Source organism: Pseudomonas sp. B21128 (assembly GCF_044218865.1).
Classification (GTDB): domain Bacteria; phylum Pseudomonadota; class Gammaproteobacteria; order Pseudomonadales; family Pseudomonadaceae; genus Aquipseudomonas; species Aquipseudomonas iridis.
The window spans coordinates 2,735,737-2,753,470 of the sequence record NZ_CP162590.1 but is presented as its reverse complement, the minus strand read 5'-3'; the positions used below and the strand labels follow the sequence as shown (position 1 = coordinate 2,753,470).

Genomic DNA, 17,734 nt, shown 5'->3' with positions numbered 1-17,734 from the left:
GCTCAGTGCGTCGGGCATCCGCCGAATACTCACTGGCAGGGTGAACCGGTAACGTTTTTTGATGTCAGGCGCCGATTGCTGCGTGGCAACACCATACGAACAATCGCGTCAAGCCCTTACAAAAAGCGGCTTGGTGCCCAGTATTTATGAGGCTTTTACAGGTAAAGACAAGCGTATTGAAAAATAACCGCAGCGAAATTGCAGTTTGTGCACGCTTGTTGCATTCGTACTCACATGGACTATAAGCGCACCACGGGATGTGGGAGCCTTAAGCCCGACAAAAAAAGTGGCAGGGCTGCCCGATGGAGATTCAAGTGTTTTGCCAGGGACTCTTTTTTAACGATGCAAAAGGCTACAAAAACAGCGAGAAAGTTGTCGGTCCGATTGCATCGGTACTGTGAATTTGCGACATCTACCAAGCCATCTGCGACAGCGTCGTAAAGAAGCTGAAAGGTTAGATTTGCAAGTATCGCCAACAATGGCGGCGTGATATAAGTTTGCGCCGACACAAAAAGAAAGAGCCGCCCAGATAATAAAACAGGTGGGACGGCAGTACTCTTCTAAAAACCAAAGGAGCAAATCACGATGCGCGTGATGAAGTGGAGCATGATCGCACTGGCTGTTTCAGCAGGCACCTCGCAGTTCGCAATGGCGTCCGCCCAGGATGAATCCAAAGGCTTCGTTGAAGACAGTACCTTCAATGTAAAGACCCGCATGCTGTATATGAACCGTGATTTCAAGAATGAAAACTTGAAAACCAGCCCATCGGGTGAGCGCCAAGGTTACCGCGAAGAAACCGGTATTGGCATGCACGCCATCTTCGAATCCGGCTTCACTCAAGGCACCATCGGTGTTGGTGTTGACGCTTTCGGTCTGGGCTCGATCAAGCTCGACAGCGGCCGCGGTCGCACTGGCAACGGCCTGTTCGCTGCCGATAGCGATGGCACACCTGAGGACACTCAGTCCAAAGCCGGTGGCGCAGTTAAATTCCGCCTGTCCAACACTGTCTTGAAGTATGGCGACCAATTCGTCGCCAGCCCGGTTTTCTCCACCGACGACAGCCGTTTGCTGCCTGAAGCCACCACCGGCACCTTGCTCGTATCCAAGGAAATCCCTGGCCTTGAGCTGAGCGCTGGTCGTTTCACCGCGATGAGCTCCCAGACCGGCATGGGCCATGACACCATCGTTGACGGCGGCCTGCCGTCCGCCAATATCGGTGGTGCCACCTATCAGTTCACCGACAACTTCGTCGCCGGTGTTGCGGCTTCCGACGTGGATGACCACTTCAAGAAGCAGTACCTCAACGCCAACTACACCCTGCCGATCAACGATGAACAGTCGTTGAACTTCGACTTCAACGGGTACAAGAGCAAGAGCCAAGGCCAGGAACTGTCGGGTGATATCGACAACCGCATCTGGTCCCTGGCTGCCGCTTACAGCATCGGCGCCCACAAATTCACCCTCGCTCACCAGCGTTCGACCGGTGATACCGGTTACGTATACGGCGTAGACGGCGGCGGCACCATTTTCCTCGCCAACTCCGTGCAGTACTCCGACTTCAACGGTGCAGACGAGCGTTCGTGGCAGGGTCGCTACGACCTGAACATGAAAACCTACGGCGTACCGGGCCTGAGCTTCATGACCCGTTACATCAAAGGTGACAACATCTCTACCGGTGCTGAAGAAGGCAAGGAACACGAGCTGGACTTCGAAACCAAGTACGTCATGCAGAATGGCCCGGCAAAAGACCTGTCCTTCCGCCTGCGTAGCGCCTGGTACCGCTCCAACACCGCTTATAACGGCGGTGACAACAACGATCTGCGTCTGATCGTTGAGTATCCGCTGAGCATCTTGTAATCCGGATGTAGTTCAGCAGTACTGTAGAGCTCTGCTCTAATTAGAACCGCTCACCCTGACAGGTGGGCGGTTTTTTTTGCTTATTCAATAGCCGCCTAAGCATATTTGAATAGCAAGCTAATTATGTAGACCGATGCGGGCTTACTGCGAACAATAAAAAACCCAAGAGACTTTGCAGCTCTTGGGTTTAATTGCCTTACTTGACCCTCAGGGCCAATAATCGATCGCTTACTGCGGTGCGCCTTCCTGGACCACACGAATAACGCGCTGCGGAAACGGAATATCAATGCCTGCAGCTTTTAAACGATCGCGGGACTGTTCGTTAAACATGAACATCACATCCCAATAGTCTGCGGTTTTAACCCACACACGCAGGGAAACCGTGATCGAACTGTCGCCCAGTGTCGAAATCACGGCCTGCGGCTCAGGATCTTGCAGAACACGCTCATCCTTGGCCAGATCCAGCAGCACCTGACGGGCCTTTTGCAGATCGGCTTCGTAATCCACGCCCACATCGAACACAACCTTGCGGGTTGGCTGACGGTTGGTATTGGTGATGATGCCGTTCGACAGGTTGCCGTTTGGCACGATGACGGTCTTGTTGTCGCCGGTGCGCAGGACGGTATGGAAAATCTGGATGCTGTCGACGGTACCCGCCACGCCTTGCGCTTCGATCCAGTCACCGATGCGGAACGGACGGAAGAGCAGAATCAGTACGCCGCCGGCGAAGTTTGCCAGGCTGCCCTGCAACGCCAGACCGATGGCCAGACCCGCAGCACCGATCGCTGCAACGAACGAGGTGGTTTCGACACCGATCATCGAGGCCACGCTGACGACCAGCAGCACCTTGAGAATGATGTTGGCCAGGCTGCTGATAAAGCCTTGCAGCGCCAGGTCAGCGTTACGCAGGGCCAGCAAACCACCGAGTTTTTGCGTGACCTTGTTGATCAGCCACCAGCCGATCGCCAGGGTAATCACTGCCAGCAGCACGCGGCTGCCGTATTCCATGATCATCGGGATCCACGCCTGGGATGCCTTGACCAGGTGGTCTACTTCAGCATTCAAATCCATGTTCTATCTCCTGATTTCCGGCTACCCGGGATGTGCACAAATAAATGTGGGAGCGAGCCTGCTCGCGAAAGCGCTGTGTCAGTCAACTTATTGCTGAATGACACAGCGCTTTCGCGAGCAGGCTGGCTCCCACAGTTTCCACGGATAACGCTTAGTCGCGGAAGTTGTTGAACTGCAGCGGCATGCCGAATTCCTTGGCACGCAAGGCCGCGATGGCTTCTTGCAGGTCGTCGCGCTTCTTGCCGGTCACACGCACCTGCTCGCCCTGAATGGCAGCCTGCACCTTGAGTTTGGCGTCCTTGATGTGCCCGACGATTTTCTTCGCCAGTTCCTTGTCGATGCCTTCCTTGAGTACAGCGTCCTGCTTCATCAGCTTGCCCGAGGCGTACTCATCCTTGACTTCAAGGCACTGCACGTCGATCTTGCGCTTGACCAGGGCCAGCTTGAGGATTTCGATCATCGCTTCCAGCTGGAATCCGGCTTCAGCGGTCAGACTGACAGTCAGGTCCTTTTCCTTGAACTCGAAACTGCCTTTACCTTTCAGGTCATAACGACGATCGAGTTCCTTCACGGCGTTCTCGACCGCGTTGGTGAGTTCGTGTTTGTCCAGTTCGGATACCACGTCGAACGACGGCATGTAATTTCTCCAATAAAAAGGCGCGCCCGATGTGGATGGAGCGCGCTTGGCTTGCGGTTAAAATCGGGCTCATTATAACGGGTCTTTTCCTGTCGACACGCGAGCCGCGCATGCCTGTCCCCAATCGAGCAAAAAACTGATGTCTACCCCTTGGCACATTCTCGGCGCCGGCAGTCTCGGCACACTCTGGGCTACGCGGCTGGCTCGGGCCGGCCTGCCGGTGAGGCTGATCGTGCGCGACGTGACGCGTTTGCACAGCTATAACGCAGCCGACGGGTTGACCCTCGTAGAAAACGGACAAGCCATCACCTATGCAGTTCCCGGCGAGACCCCGGACAATCCCGAACCGATCCGTCGCCTGCTGGTGGCCTGCAAGGCCTACGACGCCGAAAACGCGGTGGCCCGGCTCACCCCGCGCTTGACGCCCGATGCGGAAATTATTCTGCTGCAAAACGGCCTCGGCAGTCAGGACGCTGTCGCCGCGCGAGTACCGCATGCGCGCTGCATCAGCGCTTCGAGTACCGAAGGGGCATTCCGCGATGGCGACTGGCGTGTGGTGTTCGCCGGTCACGGTTTTACCTGGCTCGGTGATGCCGCTCATCCGGTGGCACCGATCTGGCTGGATGATCTTGAGGCGGCGAAAATCCCCCACGAATGGAGCACCGACATCCTCACACGGCTGTGGCGCAAACTGGCGCTCAACTGCGCGATCAATCCGCTGACGGTGCTGCACAACTGCCGCAACGGTGGCTTACAGGCGCATCATTGCGAAGTCGCCACGCTCTGCGCTGAGCTTGCCGAGCTGCTGCAGCGCTGTGGCCAACCTGCGGCGGCGGACAATCTGCAACAGGAAGTCGAACGGGTGATCCAGGCCACCGCGGCCAATTACTCATCGATGTATCAAGATGTCGCCAATCAGCGCCGCACGGAGATCAGCTATCTATTGGGCCACGCCTGCAAAGTCGCCGCACGCCACCAACTGAACCTGCCGCACCTCAATCAATTGCAGCAACGCCTGATCACTCATCTGCGCAGCCTCGGATTGCCCAGCGACTGAGCAGCGGCTACGCTGGCGACTTGTTCCTTTGCTGCGAAAAACCCGATGCCATTGCGCCAGCGCCTCGAAAACCTGCCGGTCGGCCAGAAACTCCTGGCCGCCCTGCTGGTGCTGTTGACCACTGTGTTGCTGGTTGCCAACCTGACTTTTATCAGCGCCGCCTACTACATTTCCCAAGAGAGCATGGCCCCGCAGGCCTTGCAGACCATCGGCCGCCTGATCGCCAACCCGAGCCTTGTGAGTGAAGCCCTGCAATCACCGCAAAGCGCCGAACGCCTGCTCAAGGAACTCGACAGTTATTCACCACTGCGCGCCGCCGCCCTGTATGACGGCAAAGGCGAACGGCTGGCGCAATTGCAACACGGCGACAAACTCCACCTGCCGGAACGTTACCGGCACATCGAAGCCTGGCAACTCACCGAATTTCGCACCAATCAGGTGATCACCCTGCCCCGCCCCGGCACCGAGCCGGGTCATCTGCTACTGGTCGCCAGCAGCGAACTGCCGATGGCGTTCTACACCGGCACGCTCACGGCCAGCCTCGGCATCCTGATTTTCAGCGTGCTGTTGTGGCTGGTGATTGCCCGGCAGATCAAACGGCTGATCACCCGCCCTATCCATCAGTTGGAAGAGCTGTCGCGTCAGGTCACCCGCGAAGAGAACTACGCGTTGCGTGCCTCACGCGGCAACCATGACGAAATCGGCAGTCTCGCCGAGGCGTTCAATACCATGCTGTCGCGTATCGAAGCCCGTGAACAGCAGCTCAAACGCGCCCGCGATGACTCGCAAGCCGCTTACGATCAGGCGCAGGGGCTGGCTGAGGAAACCCGCCACACCAACCGCAAGCTTGAGCTGGAAGTTCAGGTGCGCAGCAAGATCGAAAAGAAACTCACCGGTTTCCAGAATTACCTCAACAGCATCATCGACTCAATGCCTTCGGCGCTGATCGCGCTCGATGAGCAGCTCTACGTCACCCAATGGAATCAGGAAGCCAGCGCCCTCTCCGGCACACGCCTGGACGAAGCGCTGAACCAGCCGATCTTCCTCGCGTTCGAACCGCTGAAACCGTTTTTGCCGCAGCTCAAGCAGACGGTCGAGCAGCACACCGTGGCGAAGATCGAACGGGTGACATGGTTCAAGGACGAAGAGCCCAAACATTACGCGCTGACCTTCTACCCGCTGATGGGCGGTACCGGGCGTGGCGTGGTGATCCGAATCGACGACATCACCCAGCGCCTGTCGCTGGAAGAAATGATGGTGCAATCAGAAAAAATGCTCTCGGTCGGCGGCCTCGCAGCGGGCATGGCCCATGAAATCAACAACCCGCTCGGTGCAATCCTGCACAACGTGCAGAACATCCGTCGGCGCCTGTCTGCAGACCTGCCAAAGAATCTCGAAACCGCCGAGCAACTGGGCATTGAGCTGGACACGGTCAACCGCTACCTGCAAGGCCGGGAAGTCCCGAAACTGCTCGACGGTATTCAACAGGCGGGCGCGCGCGCAGCGAAAATCGTCACCCACATGCTCAGCTTCAGTCGCCGCAGCACTCGTCAGATGGCGCCGTGCGATCTGCCGGCCCTGATTGATCAAGCGGTGGAAATCGCCGGCAACGACTTCGACCTGGCCATCGGTTTTGACTTCAAGGGTCAGGCGATCATCCGCCAGTTCGATCCGGCGCTCGGCCCGGTGCCGGGCACCGCCAACGAGCTGGAGCAAGTGCTGCTCAACCTGTTGAAAAACGCCGCGCAGGCCATTCATCAGCGCGAAGAGGACAGCGAGCCAGGCCGGATCATCCTGCGCACCCGGCTCAATCCGCCGTGGGCCGAGATTCAGGTCGAGGACAACGGCATCGGCATGAGCGAGAACGTGCGCAAGCGCACCTTCGAACCGTTTTTCACCACCAAGGAAATCGGCCAGGGCACAGGGCTCGGCTTGTCGGTGTCGTATTTCATCATCACCAATAACCACAAAGGGCAGATGGAAGTGCAGTCGGCGCCGGGGCAAGGAACGTGTTTCACTTTGCGTCTGCCGCTGGCCCAACCGCAGCCTGTCGCTGCTCAACCCATCAATTGACGAGGTAACCCATGGGCTTTCGCCTGTCGAAAATCTACACCCGCACCGGCGACAAAGGTGAAACCGGCCTGGGCGATGGCCGCCGCGTACCCAAGGATCATCCACGCATTGAGGCCATTGGCGAGGTCGATACGCTGAACAGTCAGGTCGGCGTGTTACTGGCCGGTTTGATGGCCGAGCGTGAGACGTATCCAGGCTTGAACGAGCTGATCGAGGTGTTGGCACCTTGTCAGCATCGGCTGTTCGACCTCGGGGGCGAGCTGGCGATGCCGGAATATCAGGCACTGAACGCGGCGGAAATCGAGCGGCTGGAAGCTGCGATTGATGTCTGGAATGAAGAGTTGGGGCCGCTGGAGAATTTCATCTTGCCGGGCGGTTCGATGCTGATTGCTCAGGCACATGTGTGCCGGAGTCTGGCAAGGAGTGCCGAGCGGCGGTGTCAGCATTTGAATGCTGAAGAACCCTTGGCCGGGGTTGGCCTGGCGTATATCAATCGGTTGTCGGATTTGTTGTTTGTCGCGGCACGGGTGATTGCGCGGCGTCAGGGGGTTGCGGAGATTTTGTGGCAGCCGGCGGCGAAGCCTCAGGATTATTAGCGCCAGGCAGGACGCCTTCGCGAGCAAGCTCGCTCCCACAGTTGATTGCGTTCATCCAGTGAGAATGCAGTCAAATGTGGGAGCGCGCTTGCTCGCGAAAGGGCCGGCAGCATCACCGCATAATCAGGCTTCAGGCCAGAACGCCCGAATCCCTGCCACACCCTGCGCGCCGACACCCCAGGCCTTTTCGCGCTCCGCCGGGCCAACTCCCCCCAACAAAAACACGGGTTTGCTGAAGCCCTCGATCAACGTCGAAGCCTGCTCCCAGCCCAGTGGCTGTGCATCAGGATGGGTCAAGGTCGGCTGGACCGGCGACAAGGTCACGAAATCCACACCCATCTGCTCGGCCAGCGCCAGTTCTTCGGCGTTATGGCAAGACGCCGCGAGCCAGCGCTGCGCCGGCAACGGACGCCCCGCCGCTGCATATTTACGCAACTGCGCGGACGTGATGTGCCACCCGGCAGACGGAAAATCGCCGAGCCATTCGAATGGCCCCTTGATCATCAACTGCGCCTTGCCCGCACACAGCCCTGCGGCGTCCACCGCCAGATCGCGGTACTTCGGGTCATAGCCATTGGGCGCGCGCAGCTGGATCAATTTGATCCCACCGGCAATCGCCTTCTGAATCCCGCGCAGCAAGGCCGGGGTTTCCAGATCTTCCGGTGTGATCAGGTACTCGGCCGGCAAACGTGCGGCTGCGACGATCGGCTGGTTGGCGGCAGGAAACTCGTAGTTCGCCAACTCCTTCGCCGTCACCCAGGCCAATGGCTGGCCTTCGGCGCCGTGCGGCTCGCCGCTGAAACCCGACACTTCCCAGACATCCAGCAACACCTGCTTGTCCGGGTAATCGTGACGCACCTTGATCAACGGCCGAGCGGCATCCACGGTGATGCCCAATTCTTCTTGCAGCTCTCGGCCCAGCGCGGTTTCGACCGATTCGTCGGCCTCGACCTTGCCGCCGGGAAACTCCCACAAACCACCCTGATGCTGGGTGTCGGCACGGCGGGCGATAAGGATTTTGCCACTGCTGTCACGAATGACGGCGGCGGCGACGTGTACGCGTTTCACGGGTTCAATTCCTCCAGTCCTGCCTTTTGCCACGCCTTGAAGGCGGGCCATTGGTAGACGGTTTCAACATAGGCTTCGTCGGCGTCCGGCAGTTTCACCTGATAGGTGCGCAGGCGCACGGCGATCGGCGCAAAAAACGCATCGGCCAGGCTCACACGGCCAAACAGGTAAGGCCCGGACTCGGTGGCGACGGCACGGCATTCTGCCCACAGCGCGAGCATGCGCTCGATATCGACCTTGACCTCGGGCGGCACCGGATTCAGCGGCGCGTCGTGGCTCAGGTTGAACGGCATGTGGTTGCGCATGGCGAAAAAGCCGCTGTGCATCTGCGCACAGGCTGATCGCGCTTGGGCGCGGGCGGCGATATCGGTTGGCCAGAGTTGCTCGGAAGGAAACTGCTCGGCCAGGTATTCGGCAATCGCCAGCGAATCGGCAACGGTGCCGCGGGCGGTTTTCAGCAGCGGTACCTTGGCGGTCGGCGAATGCTTGAGCAAAAGCGCACGGGTGTCCGGCTTGCCGAGTTTGATCAACTCTTCGGTGTAGGGGGCGCCGGTCAGCTCAAGCGCCAACGCGGCGCGTAACGACCAGGAGGAAAGCAGTTTGTCGCCGATGATCAGGTGCAGGGGCATGGTGTGGCGCCTTTTCGTCAGTGGAAAAGCTCTGGGACTTGTAGTGCCTGGACCGCCGCCTTCGCGGGCAAGCCCGCTCCCACAGTGATCCCGGATACTCACTAATGTTGTGTACACCAGTGAACCCTGTGGGAGCCAGCCTGCTGGCGATGCAGGTGACCCGGTCTCAGATCAGGTCCGGTACTCGGCGTTGATCTTCACATATTCGTGCGACAGGTCGGTGGTCCAGATGGTTTCGCTGCAATCGCCGCGACCCAGTTCGATGCGGATGGTGATCTCTTCCTGCTGCATCACCGCCGAACCCTGCGCTTCAGTGTAGGTCGCGGCGCGGGCGCCATGGCTGGCGATGCACACGTCACCGAGGAACACGTCGATCTTGCTCACGTCCAGATCCGGCACGCCGGCACGACCGACAGCCGCCAGAATACGGCCCCAGTTCGGGTCGGAGGCGAACAGCGCGGTCTTGATCAGGGGCGAATGCGCCACAGTGTAGCCAACGTCCAGGCATTCCTGATGATTGCCGCCGCCGTTCACTTCAACGGTCACGAACTTGGTCGCGCCTTCGCCGTCACGCACGATGGCCTGGGCCACATCCATGCACACGTCGAACACAGCCTGCTTCAACTTGGCGAACAGTTCACCTTCGGCACGGGTGATTTCCGGCAGCGCAGCTTTACCGGTGGCGATCAGCATGCAGCAGTCGTTGGTCGAAGTGTCGCCGTCGATGGTGATGCGGTTGAACGACTTGTTGGCGCCGTCGAGCATCAGGTTTTGCAAAACGTCACGGGAGACTTTGGCGTCGGTAGCGATGTAGCCCAGCATGGTCGCCATGTTCGGGCGGATCATGCCCGCGCCTTTGCTGATGCCGGTGACGGTGATGGTCACGCCGTCATGCTGGAACTGGCGGCTGGCGCCCTTGGGCAACGTATCAGTGGTCATGATCCCGGTGGCGGCCGCTTCCCAGTTGTTTTCCGACAGATCGTCCAGTGCGGCTTGCAGTGCACCTTCGATCTTCTCGACCGGCAGTGGCTCGCCGATGACACCGGTGGAGTAAGGCAGAATCTGGTTTGCATCGACGCCGGTCAGCTCAGCGAGCTTCGCGCAGGTGCGCTCGGCGGCGGCCAGACCCGGCTCACCGGTACCGGCGTTGGCGTTACCGGTGTTGGTCAGCAAGTAGCGCACATCGTTCTGTACGCGCTTCTTCGCCAGGATCACCGGCGCTGCACAAAAGGCGTTCAACGTGAACACGCCCGCCACCGTCGAACCTTCGGCGCAGCGCATCACCACGACATCTTTGCGCCCGGGGCGCTTGATGCCGGCCGAAGCAATACCGAGTTCAAAACCGGCAACCGGGTGCAACGTTGGCAAAGGACCAAGACCAACAGCCATGAATGCGCTCCTTACTCAATGATGTCTGCACCGCCCATTTGCAGGCAGTGGTTTAAATGGCAAAACGCCGCGACGGCAGGAGCCGGTCGCGGCGCGGGGTATTTCAGCGGTTGAAACGGGTTTTACTGGATCTGCCCGTGGCAATGCTTGAATTTCTTGCCCGAACCGCAGTAGCACAGTTCGTTGCGGCCCAGCTTCTGCTCGTTGCGAACCGGGGCGGTAGCGAGGGCCACATCGACCTCTTCACCGAGCAATTCCGGTTGCTCCAGACCTGGCGCTTCGGCGTGTTCGAACTGCATGCGGGCGGCCAGTGCTTCGGCTTCCTGACGCAGACGTTGCTCTTCGGCTTCCGGATCTTCGCGGCGGACCTGAACGTGCGACAGCACACGGATCGAGTCGCGCTTGATCGAATCGAGCAGCTCGGAGAACAGCGTGAACGACTCGCGCTTGTATTCCTGCTTCGGGTTTTTCTGGGCATAGCCACGCAGGTGGATGCCGTGACGCAGGTGATCCATGGTCGACAGGTGGTCTTTCCACAGATCATCCAGCACACGCAGAACGATTTGCTTCTCGAAGGAGCGCAGTGCCTCGGCACCGGCCTGATCTTCTTTCTCGTTGTACGCGGCCATCAGCTCGGTCATGAGCTTCTCGCGCAGGGTTTCTTCGTACAGGTGATCGTCTTCGTCGAGCCACTGCTGGATCGGCAGCGCCACACCGAAGTCGCTCTGCAGCGAAGCTTCCAGACCGGCGACGTCCCACTGCTCTGGCAGCGATTGCGGCGGAATGTGCGCGCTGACGGTGGCGTTGAGTACGTCCTGACGGAAGTCAGCGATGGTCTCGCCAATGTTGTCAGCGGCCAGCAACGTGTTACGCATGTGATAGATCACTTTACGCTGTTCGTTGTTGACGTCATCGAACTCGAGCAGTTGCTTGCGAATGTCGAAGTTACGGCCTTCAACCTTGCGCTGCGCCTTCTCGATCGCGTTGGTCACCATGCGGTGCTCGATCGCTTCGCCCGGCTGCATGCCCAGGGCTTTCATGAAGTTCTTCACCCGGTCAGAGGCGAAGATGCGCATCAGGCTATCTTCCAGCGACAGGTAGAAGCGGCTGGAACCGGCATCACCCTGGCGACCGGCACGGCCACGCAGCTGGTTGTCGATACGACGCGATTCGTGACGCTCGGACGCGATCACCTGCAAGCCGCCGGATTCCAGCACTTGTTGGTGACGCTTCTGCCAGTCGGCCTTGATCTGGGCGATCTGCTCAGGCGTCGGGTCTTCCAGCGACGCCACTTCAACTTCCCAGTTGCCGCCCAACAGGATGTCGGTACCACGACCGGCCATGTTGGTCGCAATGGTCAGTGCGCCCGGACGACCGGCCTGCGCGATGATCTCGGCTTCTTTTTCGTGGAACTTGGCGTTCAGAACCTTGTGTTCGATGCCTTCCTTCACGAGCAATGCGGACATGTGCTCCGAAGTTTCGATGGTGGCAGTACCCACCAGCACCGGACGACCGGCCGCCATGCTTTCCTTGATGTCAGTCACGATTGCCGCGTACTTCTCTTCGGCAGTCAAGAACACCAGGTCGTTGAAGTCCTTACGCGCCAACGGCTTGTTCGGCGGAATGACCATCACCTCCAGACCATAGATCTGGTGGAATTCGAACGCTTCGGTGTCAGCGGTACCGGTCATGCCGGACAGCTTGGTGTAAAGACGGAAGTAGTTCTGGAACGTGGTCGATGCCAGGGTCTGGCTCTCGGCCTGAATGTTCAAGCCTTCTTTGGCTTCGATGGCCTGGTGCAGACCTTCGGACAAACGACGGCCCGGCATGGTACGACCGGTGTGTTCGTCGACCAGTACGACCTGACCGTCCTGCACGATGTATTCAATGTTGCGATTGAACAGTTTGTGCGCGCGCAGACCGGCATAAACGTGGGTCAACAGGCCCAGGTTATGTGCCGAGTACAGGCTCTCGCCTTCAGCCAGCAGGCCGACGCGGGTGAGCATGTCTTCGATGAACTGGTGACCGGCTTCGTTGAGTTCGACCTGACGGGTCTTCTCGTCAACGGTGTAGTGGCCAGCCTTGGTGACTTCCCCTTCGACTTCTTCAACGTGCAGTTCCAGCTGCGGGATCAGTTTGTTGATCTCGGTGTACAGCTTGGAGCTGTCCTCGGCCTGACCGGAAATGATCAGCGGGGTACGTGCTTCGTCGATGAGGATGGAGTCGACTTCGTCGATCACGGCAAAATTGAGTTCGCGCTGGAATTTTTCTTCCATGCTGAACGCCATGTTGTCGCGCAGGTAGTCGAAACCGAACTCGTTGTTGGTGCCGTACGTGATGTCCGCCGCGTAAGCCTGGCGCTTCTCTTCCGGCGGCTGGAACGGCGTCACGACGCCGACAGTCAGGCCGAGGAATTCGTACAGCGGGCGCATCCAGTTGGCGTCACGACGCGCCAGGTAGTCGTTCACCGTCACAACGTGCACGCCCTTGCCGGACAGTGCGTTGAGGTAAACACCCAGGGTCGCCACGAGGGTTTTACCCTCACCGGTACGCATTTCGGCAATCTTGCCTTCATGCAAGGTCATGCCACCGACGAGTTGCACGTCGAAGTGGCGCATACCCATGACACGCTTGCCGGCTTCGCGGGCAACCGCAAAGGCTTCTGGCAACAGCTTGTCGAGGGTTTCCCCTTTGGCGATGCGGGCCTTGAACTCTTCAGTCTTGGCGCGCAATTGATCGTCCGAAAGGGCTACCATTTGCTCTTCGAAGGCATTGACGTTCTGTACCGTCTTGAGCATGCGTTTGACTTCACGCTCGTTCTTGCTTCCAAAAAGTTTCTTTAACAAAGGCGCAAACATATCGGCAGGATCTTCCACACTAAAGGGATGGAGGGCGGCCCCGTGAGTCGCCCGAGCAGCCCTCATGGCCGCATGCGAACGAGCATTCTACCCGGAAACGGTGGTGAGGAAAGTGGCGATATTCCACGATGCTGGCACTGCGCTTTGACGGGGCTCACTTAAAATAGGGGCGTTTTGCTCAACTTCAACCCACACGGGAAAGAAGTTAGTCGTTGATTTAATGGGTAAAGCAGGGGCAAAAGCAATGGGCGAGTGATTTCGTTGCTTTCTGCTACCATGGCGCTTCTGTTACTTCAGGTGTTCGATCATGGCATTTCGCCCTCTTACGGCCAAAGCACCCGCCGTTTTGCTACGCGAAGCCAAGCCGCTCAAAGCCATCCTCGGCCATGCCCATCGACTGGGTCATCTGCAACGCCTGCTCGAAAGCCAACTGCAACCCGCTGCCCGCGAACATTGCCATGTAGCCTCGTGGCGTGAAGGCAATCTGCTCTTGATCGTGACCGATGGCCACTGGGCCACGCGCTTGCGCTATCAACAAAAACGCCTGCAACGGCAATTGCAGATGTTCGATGAGTTCGCCAGCCTGACGCGGATTCTGTTCAAGGTGCAGCCGCCGACGGTTCAGCGCGGGGCGACCGGGCACACGATGGATCTGTCGACGAACGCGGCGGCGACCATTCAGGCCACGGCCGACGGGATCAGTGACCCGGGCTTGCGCGCGGCACTGGAGCGGTTGGCGGCACACGCAAAGGACAAAACCTGAAAGCCCAACCCTGTGGGAGCGAGCTTGCTCGCGAAAGCGGAGTGTCATTCAACCTACATGGCGTCTGACACGGCCCCTTCGCGAGCAAGTTCGCTCCCACAGTTAGATCTGCAGCCACACCATTGAATCAGCGGCGCTTGCTGCCGCCGAGCAGGGAGCCCATCAGGCCGCGCACCAGTTGTTTGCCCAGGTTGTTGGCGGCCTGGCGCATGGCAGACTTCAAGGCCTGGCCCGCCGCCGTGCCGAGAAATTCTCCGGCACGATCAGCCAGGCTCGGTTCCTCGGCCGCAGGTTTGCCCACGGGTGCCTCTGCCTCCGGCGCCAGGCCTTTACGCCCCATCAGGATTTCATACGCTGACTCGCGATCGATCGGTTTGTCGTAGCGCCCTTTGAACGGTGACCCGGCAATCAGCACCGTGCGCTCGGTTTCCGTCAGCGGCCCGATCCGCGACTGCGGTGGCGCCACCAGCACGCGCTGAACCATTTCCGGCGTGCCTTTTTCCGTCAGTGTGCCGACCAGCGCCTCGCCGATCCCCAACTCAGTCAACACCGACAGACTGTCGAATGCCGGATTGGGCCGGAAGCCGTCCGCCACCGCGCGCAGGGATTTCTGCTCCTTGGCGGTGAATGCGCGCAAGCCGTGCTGAACGCGCAGGCCCAACTGCGCCAGCACGTCGTCCGGCAAGTCGGCTGGCGATTGGGTGACGAAATACACACCCACGCCCTTGGAACGAATCAACCGTACCACTTGCTCCAGCCGTTCCTGCAACGCCTTGGGAGTGTCGCCGAACAGCAAATGCGCCTCATCGAAAAACAGTGCCAGCAGCGGTTTGTCGGCATCGCCGCGCTCCGGCAACTGCTCGAATAATTCGGCCAGCAGCCACAACAGGAACGTGGCGTACACCTTCGGTGCCTCGTGCACCAGACGACTTGCATCCAGCAGATGAATGCGCCCACGGCCATCGGCGGCCGGTTGCAGGATGTCTTCGAGCTGCAGCGCCGGCTCGCCGAACAGGGCTTCGGCGCCCTGCTGTTCCAGAGTTGCCAGGCGGCGCAACAGCGCCTGGCTGGAACCGGTGGTCATCAGCGCCGCGTCTTCGCCCAGCAACTGCGGGTTGTCCTTGAGGTGGTTGAGCAGCGCTTTCAAATCCTTCAGATCCAGCAGCAACAGCCCTTCGCGATCCGCGACCTTGAATGCGGCATACAACGCCGACTGCTGACTGTCGGTGAGCTCCAACAGACTGCCGATCAACAGCGGGCCCATTTCGCTCAACGTGGTGCGCAATGGATGACCGGACTCGCCGTGAATATCCCACAACGTCACCGGATAAGCCTGCGGCTGATGATTGAGCCAAGGCATGCCGGCGATGCGTTCGGCGACCTTGCCCTGAGGGTTGCCGGCAGCACCGAGGCCGCACAGGTCGCCCTTGATGTCGGCAGCAAATACAGCGACGCCGGCGTCGCTGAAGGCTTCGGCCAGGCGCTGCAAGGTCACGGTTTTACCGGTACCGGTGGCGCCGGCGATGAGACCGTGACGGTTTGCCAGGCGCAGGGCCTGTGCGATCGGTTGCCCCGCGAGATCGGCGCCGATTACGAGTTGCGATGAGTCAGGCATTTTGTCACCCAATGGTTAATCTTTAATGCGCGATGGCCGATAGATAAAGGCGTAGACCTGACTGAAAAGTCGGTAGGACATTTCCCTAAGGAGAGACGGAAATATCAGCTTTTATTCACCTTTGCCCATATTGCGCGTCTTTATAAAAGCACGCCCAGGACATTAAGACCTTAGCGGAACCCCAAGCCATGAACAAAAACCTGCGCTTCAGCCATAAAATTTTGCTTGCCGCCGCCCTCATCGTCGTCGCCGCTTTTGCCTCGTTTACGCTTTACAACGACTGGCTACAGCGCAACGCGATTCGTGAAGACCTGGACAACTATCTAAACGAGATGGGCGAAGTCACTGCCGGCAGTATCCAGACCTGGCTCAGCGGCCGCATTATGCTGGTCGAGAACGCCGCCCAGAACATCGCCATCAACCCCGAACCCGCCAACGTCGCCAGTCTGCTGGACCAGAAAACCCTGACGTCGACGTTTATGGCCACCTATCTGGGCGATGCCACTGGCCACTTCACCATCCGCCCGGACGTGAAGATGCCCGACGGTTTCGATCCGCGGGTTCGCCCTTGGTATAAAGGTGCCGAGAGCAGCAGCACCTCGACCTTGACCGAACCGTACATCGATGCGGCCACCGGTCAGTTGATCATCTCCGTCGCCACCGCCTCGAAAAAATCCGGCCAGAGCGTCGGTGTGGTCGGCGGCGACCTGAGCCTGCAATCACTGGTCGACACCCTAGCCGCCCGGGATTTCGACGGCATGGGTTATGTGTTCCTGGTCAGCGCCGACGGCAAGATTTTGGTGCACCCGGACAAAGCCTTGGTGATGAAATCACTCAAGGAAGCGTATCCACAGGACACCCCGCGCATCAGCAGCGATTTCAGTGAAGTCACCGTCGATGGCAAAACCCGCATCGTCACCTTCGCGCCGATCAAAGGCTTGCCGTCGGTGAACTGGTACATCGGCCTGTCGGTGGACAAGGACCAGGCCTTCGCGATGCTCAGCGAATTCCGCACCTCTGCCGTGATTGCGACCATCATCGCCGTCGGCATCATCCTTGCCCTGCTCGGCATGTTGATCCGCATCCTGATTCAGCCTTTGCACGTCATGACCCGTGCCATGGAAGACATCGCCGATGGCGAAGGTGACCTGACCAAGCGCCTGACTATCGTCAATAACGATGAATTTGGTGTACTGGGGACGGCGTTCAACCGCTTCGTCGAGCGGATCCACGGTTCGATCCGCGAAGTGTCATCGGCCACCGGCCAAGTCAACGAAGTCGCTCTGCGCGTGGTCGCTGCGTCTAATTCGTCGATGTACAACTCCGATCAGCAGGCTTCGCGCACCAGCAGTGTCGCCGCCGCGATCAATCAGCTGGGCGCCGCCGCACAGGAGATCGCCCGCAATGCCGCCCAGGCCTCGAATCAGGCCAGCGACGCCCGCGGCCTCGCCGAAGACGGCCAGCAAGTGGTGGATCGCAGCATCAAGGCGATGAATCAACTGTCGAGCATGCTCAGTGCGTCGAGCAGCAACATCGAGTCGCTCAACAGCAAAACCGTGAACATCGGGCAGATTCTCGAAGTGATCACCAGCATTTCCCAGCAAACCAACCTGCTGGCGCTCAACGCGGCCATTGAAGCGGCGCGTGCCGGTGAGGCCGGTCGTGGTTTTGCCGTGGTCGCGGATGAAGTGCGTAACCTGGCGCACCGCACGCAGGAATCGGCGCAGCAAGTGCAGACCATGATCGAAGAGCTGCAAGTCGGTGCGCGGGAATCGGTGAGCACCATGAGTGAGAGCCAGCGTCACAGCCAGGACAGCGTCGAGATCGCCAACCTGGCCGGTGAGCGTCTGAACAGCGTGACTCAGCGGATCGGCGAGATCGACGGAATGAACCAGTCGGTGGCGACCGCGACCGAGGAGCAGACGGCGGTGGTCGAGTCGATCAACGTCGACATCACCGAGATCAACACGCTGAACCAGGAAGGCGTGGAGAACCTGCACGCAACGCTGCGTGCGTGTTCGGATCTGGAGCAGCAGGCTTCGCGGTTGACGCAATTGGTGGGCAGTTTCCGCATTTAAGATCAAGAGCTCACCCCCCTCACCCCAACCCTCTCCCCCAGGG

The 17,734-nt window shown here is 59.3% G+C and carries 13 protein-coding genes and 1 pseudogene; 7 read left to right on the top strand and 7 right to left on the bottom strand.

Annotation, left to right across the window (positions count from 1 at the left end):
• The first annotated feature begins 585 nt into the window (after positions 1-585).
• Positions 586-1,857 (top strand): OprD family porin, encoded by a 1,272-nt coding sequence (locus AB4P91_RS12155; protein ID WP_150592858.1) that lies wholly within the window; start codon positions 586-588, stop codon positions 1,855-1,857.
• A 228-nt stretch (positions 1,858-2,085) separates the two neighbouring features.
• Here the strand turns inward: AB4P91_RS12155 and AB4P91_RS12150 are convergent, their stop codons facing one another.
• Both AB4P91_RS12150 and AB4P91_RS12145 read right to left on the bottom strand, forming a co-directional pair.
• A complete protein-coding gene (locus tag AB4P91_RS12150; RefSeq protein WP_150592857.1) occupies positions 2,086-2,928 on the bottom strand; it encodes a mechanosensitive ion channel family protein in 843 nt (280 codons plus the stop codon).
• A gap of 151 nt (positions 2,929-3,079) precedes the next feature.
• Entirely contained in the window at positions 3,080-3,565 is a 486-nt protein-coding gene (locus AB4P91_RS12145) for a YajQ family cyclic di-GMP-binding protein (protein WP_042560649.1), read from the bottom strand.
• A 139-nt stretch (positions 3,566-3,704) separates the two neighbouring features.
• Between AB4P91_RS12145 and AB4P91_RS12140 the strand changes: the two genes are divergently transcribed.
• Genes AB4P91_RS12140 through AB4P91_RS12130 form a run of 3 tightly spaced genes read left to right on the top strand, consistent with a single transcriptional unit; the run spans position 3,705 to position 7,291 of the window.
• Positions 3,705-4,622 (top strand): putative 2-dehydropantoate 2-reductase, encoded by a 918-nt coding sequence (locus tag AB4P91_RS12140; protein ID WP_395604872.1) that lies wholly within the window; start codon positions 3,705-3,707, stop codon positions 4,620-4,622.
• Between the two features lie 45 nt (positions 4,623-4,667).
• Entirely contained in the window at positions 4,668-6,695 is a 2,028-nt protein-coding gene (locus AB4P91_RS12135) for a HAMP domain-containing sensor histidine kinase (protein WP_150592855.1), read from the top strand.
• Positions 6,696-6,706: 11 nt separating this feature from the next.
• Positions 6,707-7,291 (top strand): cob(I)yrinic acid a,c-diamide adenosyltransferase, encoded by a 585-nt coding sequence (locus AB4P91_RS12130; protein ID WP_395604871.1) that lies wholly within the window; start codon positions 6,707-6,709, stop codon positions 7,289-7,291.
• 123 nt (positions 7,292-7,414) lie between these two features.
• On the opposite strand, the gene AB4P91_RS12125 is transcribed toward AB4P91_RS12130, so the two are convergent.
• The 4 genes from AB4P91_RS12125 to secA all read right to left on the bottom strand — a co-directional run bounded on the left by AB4P91_RS12125 (position 7,415) and on the right by secA (position 13,235).
• Positions 7,415-8,359 carry a Nudix family hydrolase gene (locus AB4P91_RS12125; RefSeq protein ID WP_150595664.1) on the bottom strand — a complete coding sequence of 315 codons (945 nt, stop codon included), beginning with the start codon at positions 8,357-8,359 and terminating at the stop codon, positions 7,415-7,417.
• Entirely contained in the window at positions 8,356-8,988 is a 633-nt protein-coding gene (locus AB4P91_RS12120) for a glutathione S-transferase family protein (protein WP_150595665.1), read from the bottom strand. Before AB4P91_RS12120 ends, AB4P91_RS12125 begins: the two co-directional genes overlap by 4 nt.
• 171 nt (positions 8,989-9,159) lie before the next feature.
• Complete coding sequence (gene argJ / locus AB4P91_RS12115; protein ID WP_150592851.1) at positions 9,160-10,377, bottom strand: bifunctional glutamate N-acetyltransferase/amino-acid acetyltransferase ArgJ; 1,218 nt, start codon at positions 10,375-10,377, stop codon at positions 9,160-9,162.
• 122 nt (positions 10,378-10,499) lie between these two features.
• Positions 10,500-13,235: a preprotein translocase subunit SecA gene (gene secA / locus AB4P91_RS12110; RefSeq protein WP_042560656.1), complete on the bottom strand. Its 2,736-nt coding sequence runs from the start codon at positions 13,233-13,235 to the stop codon at positions 10,500-10,502.
• Positions 13,236-13,542: 307 nt separating this feature from the next.
• Between secA and AB4P91_RS12105 the strand changes: the two genes are divergently transcribed.
• A complete protein-coding gene (locus AB4P91_RS12105) occupies positions 13,543-13,998 on the top strand; it encodes a DUF721 domain-containing protein (protein WP_042560657.1) in 456 nt (151 codons plus the stop codon).
• 127 nt (positions 13,999-14,125) lie between these two features.
• Here the strand turns inward: AB4P91_RS12105 and AB4P91_RS12100 are convergent, their stop codons facing one another.
• Positions 14,126-15,613: a helicase HerA-like domain-containing protein gene (locus AB4P91_RS12100; protein WP_047303179.1), complete on the bottom strand. Its 1,488-nt coding sequence runs from the start codon at positions 15,611-15,613 to the stop codon at positions 14,126-14,128.
• A gap of 188 nt (positions 15,614-15,801) precedes the next feature.
• Between AB4P91_RS12100 and AB4P91_RS12095 the strand changes: the two are divergent.
• Positions 15,802-16,785: pseudogene (locus AB4P91_RS12095) on the top strand (cache domain-containing protein); the annotation flags it as partial.
• 141 nt (positions 16,786-16,926) lie between these two features.
• A complete protein-coding gene (locus AB4P91_RS12090) occupies positions 16,927-17,691 on the top strand; it encodes a methyl-accepting chemotaxis protein (RefSeq protein ID WP_390896373.1) in 765 nt (254 codons plus the stop codon).
• Positions 17,692-17,734 lie beyond the last annotated feature (43 nt).

Bases quoted from the DNA above. Each gene is read 5' to 3' on its own strand.
- AB4P91_RS12155 (WP_150592858.1), top strand. From the start codon at position 586: ATGCGCGTGATGAAGTGGAGCATGATCGCACTGGCTGTTTCAGCAGGC.
- AB4P91_RS12150 (WP_150592857.1), bottom strand. From the start codon at position 2,928: ATGGATTTGAATGCTGAAGTAGACCACCTGGTCAAGGCATCCCAGGCG.
- AB4P91_RS12145 (WP_042560649.1), bottom strand. From the start codon at position 3,565: ATGCCGTCGTTCGACGTGGTATCCGAACTGGACAAACACGAACTCACC.
- AB4P91_RS12140 (WP_395604872.1), top strand. From the start codon at position 3,705: ATGTCTACCCCTTGGCACATTCTCGGCGCCGGCAGTCTCGGCACACTC.
- AB4P91_RS12135 (WP_150592855.1), top strand. From the start codon at position 4,668: ATGCCATTGCGCCAGCGCCTCGAAAACCTGCCGGTCGGCCAGAAACTC.
- AB4P91_RS12130 (WP_395604871.1), top strand. From the start codon at position 6,707: ATGGGCTTTCGCCTGTCGAAAATCTACACCCGCACCGGCGACAAAGGT.
- AB4P91_RS12120 (WP_150595665.1), bottom strand. From the start codon at position 8,988: ATGCCCCTGCACCTGATCATCGGCGACAAACTGCTTTCCTCCTGGTCG.
- argJ (WP_150592851.1), bottom strand. From the start codon at position 10,377: ATGGCTGTTGGTCTTGGTCCTTTGCCAACGTTGCACCCGGTTGCCGGT.
- secA (WP_042560656.1), bottom strand. From the start codon at position 13,235: ATGTTTGCGCCTTTGTTAAAGAAACTTTTTGGAAGCAAGAACGAGCGT.
- AB4P91_RS12105 (WP_042560657.1), top strand. From the start codon at position 13,543: ATGGCATTTCGCCCTCTTACGGCCAAAGCACCCGCCGTTTTGCTACGC.
- AB4P91_RS12100 (WP_047303179.1), bottom strand. From the start codon at position 15,613: ATGCCTGACTCATCGCAACTCGTAATCGGCGCCGATCTCGCGGGGCAA.
- AB4P91_RS12090 (WP_390896373.1), top strand. From the start codon at position 16,927: ATGTACAACTCCGATCAGCAGGCTTCGCGCACCAGCAGTGTCGCCGCC.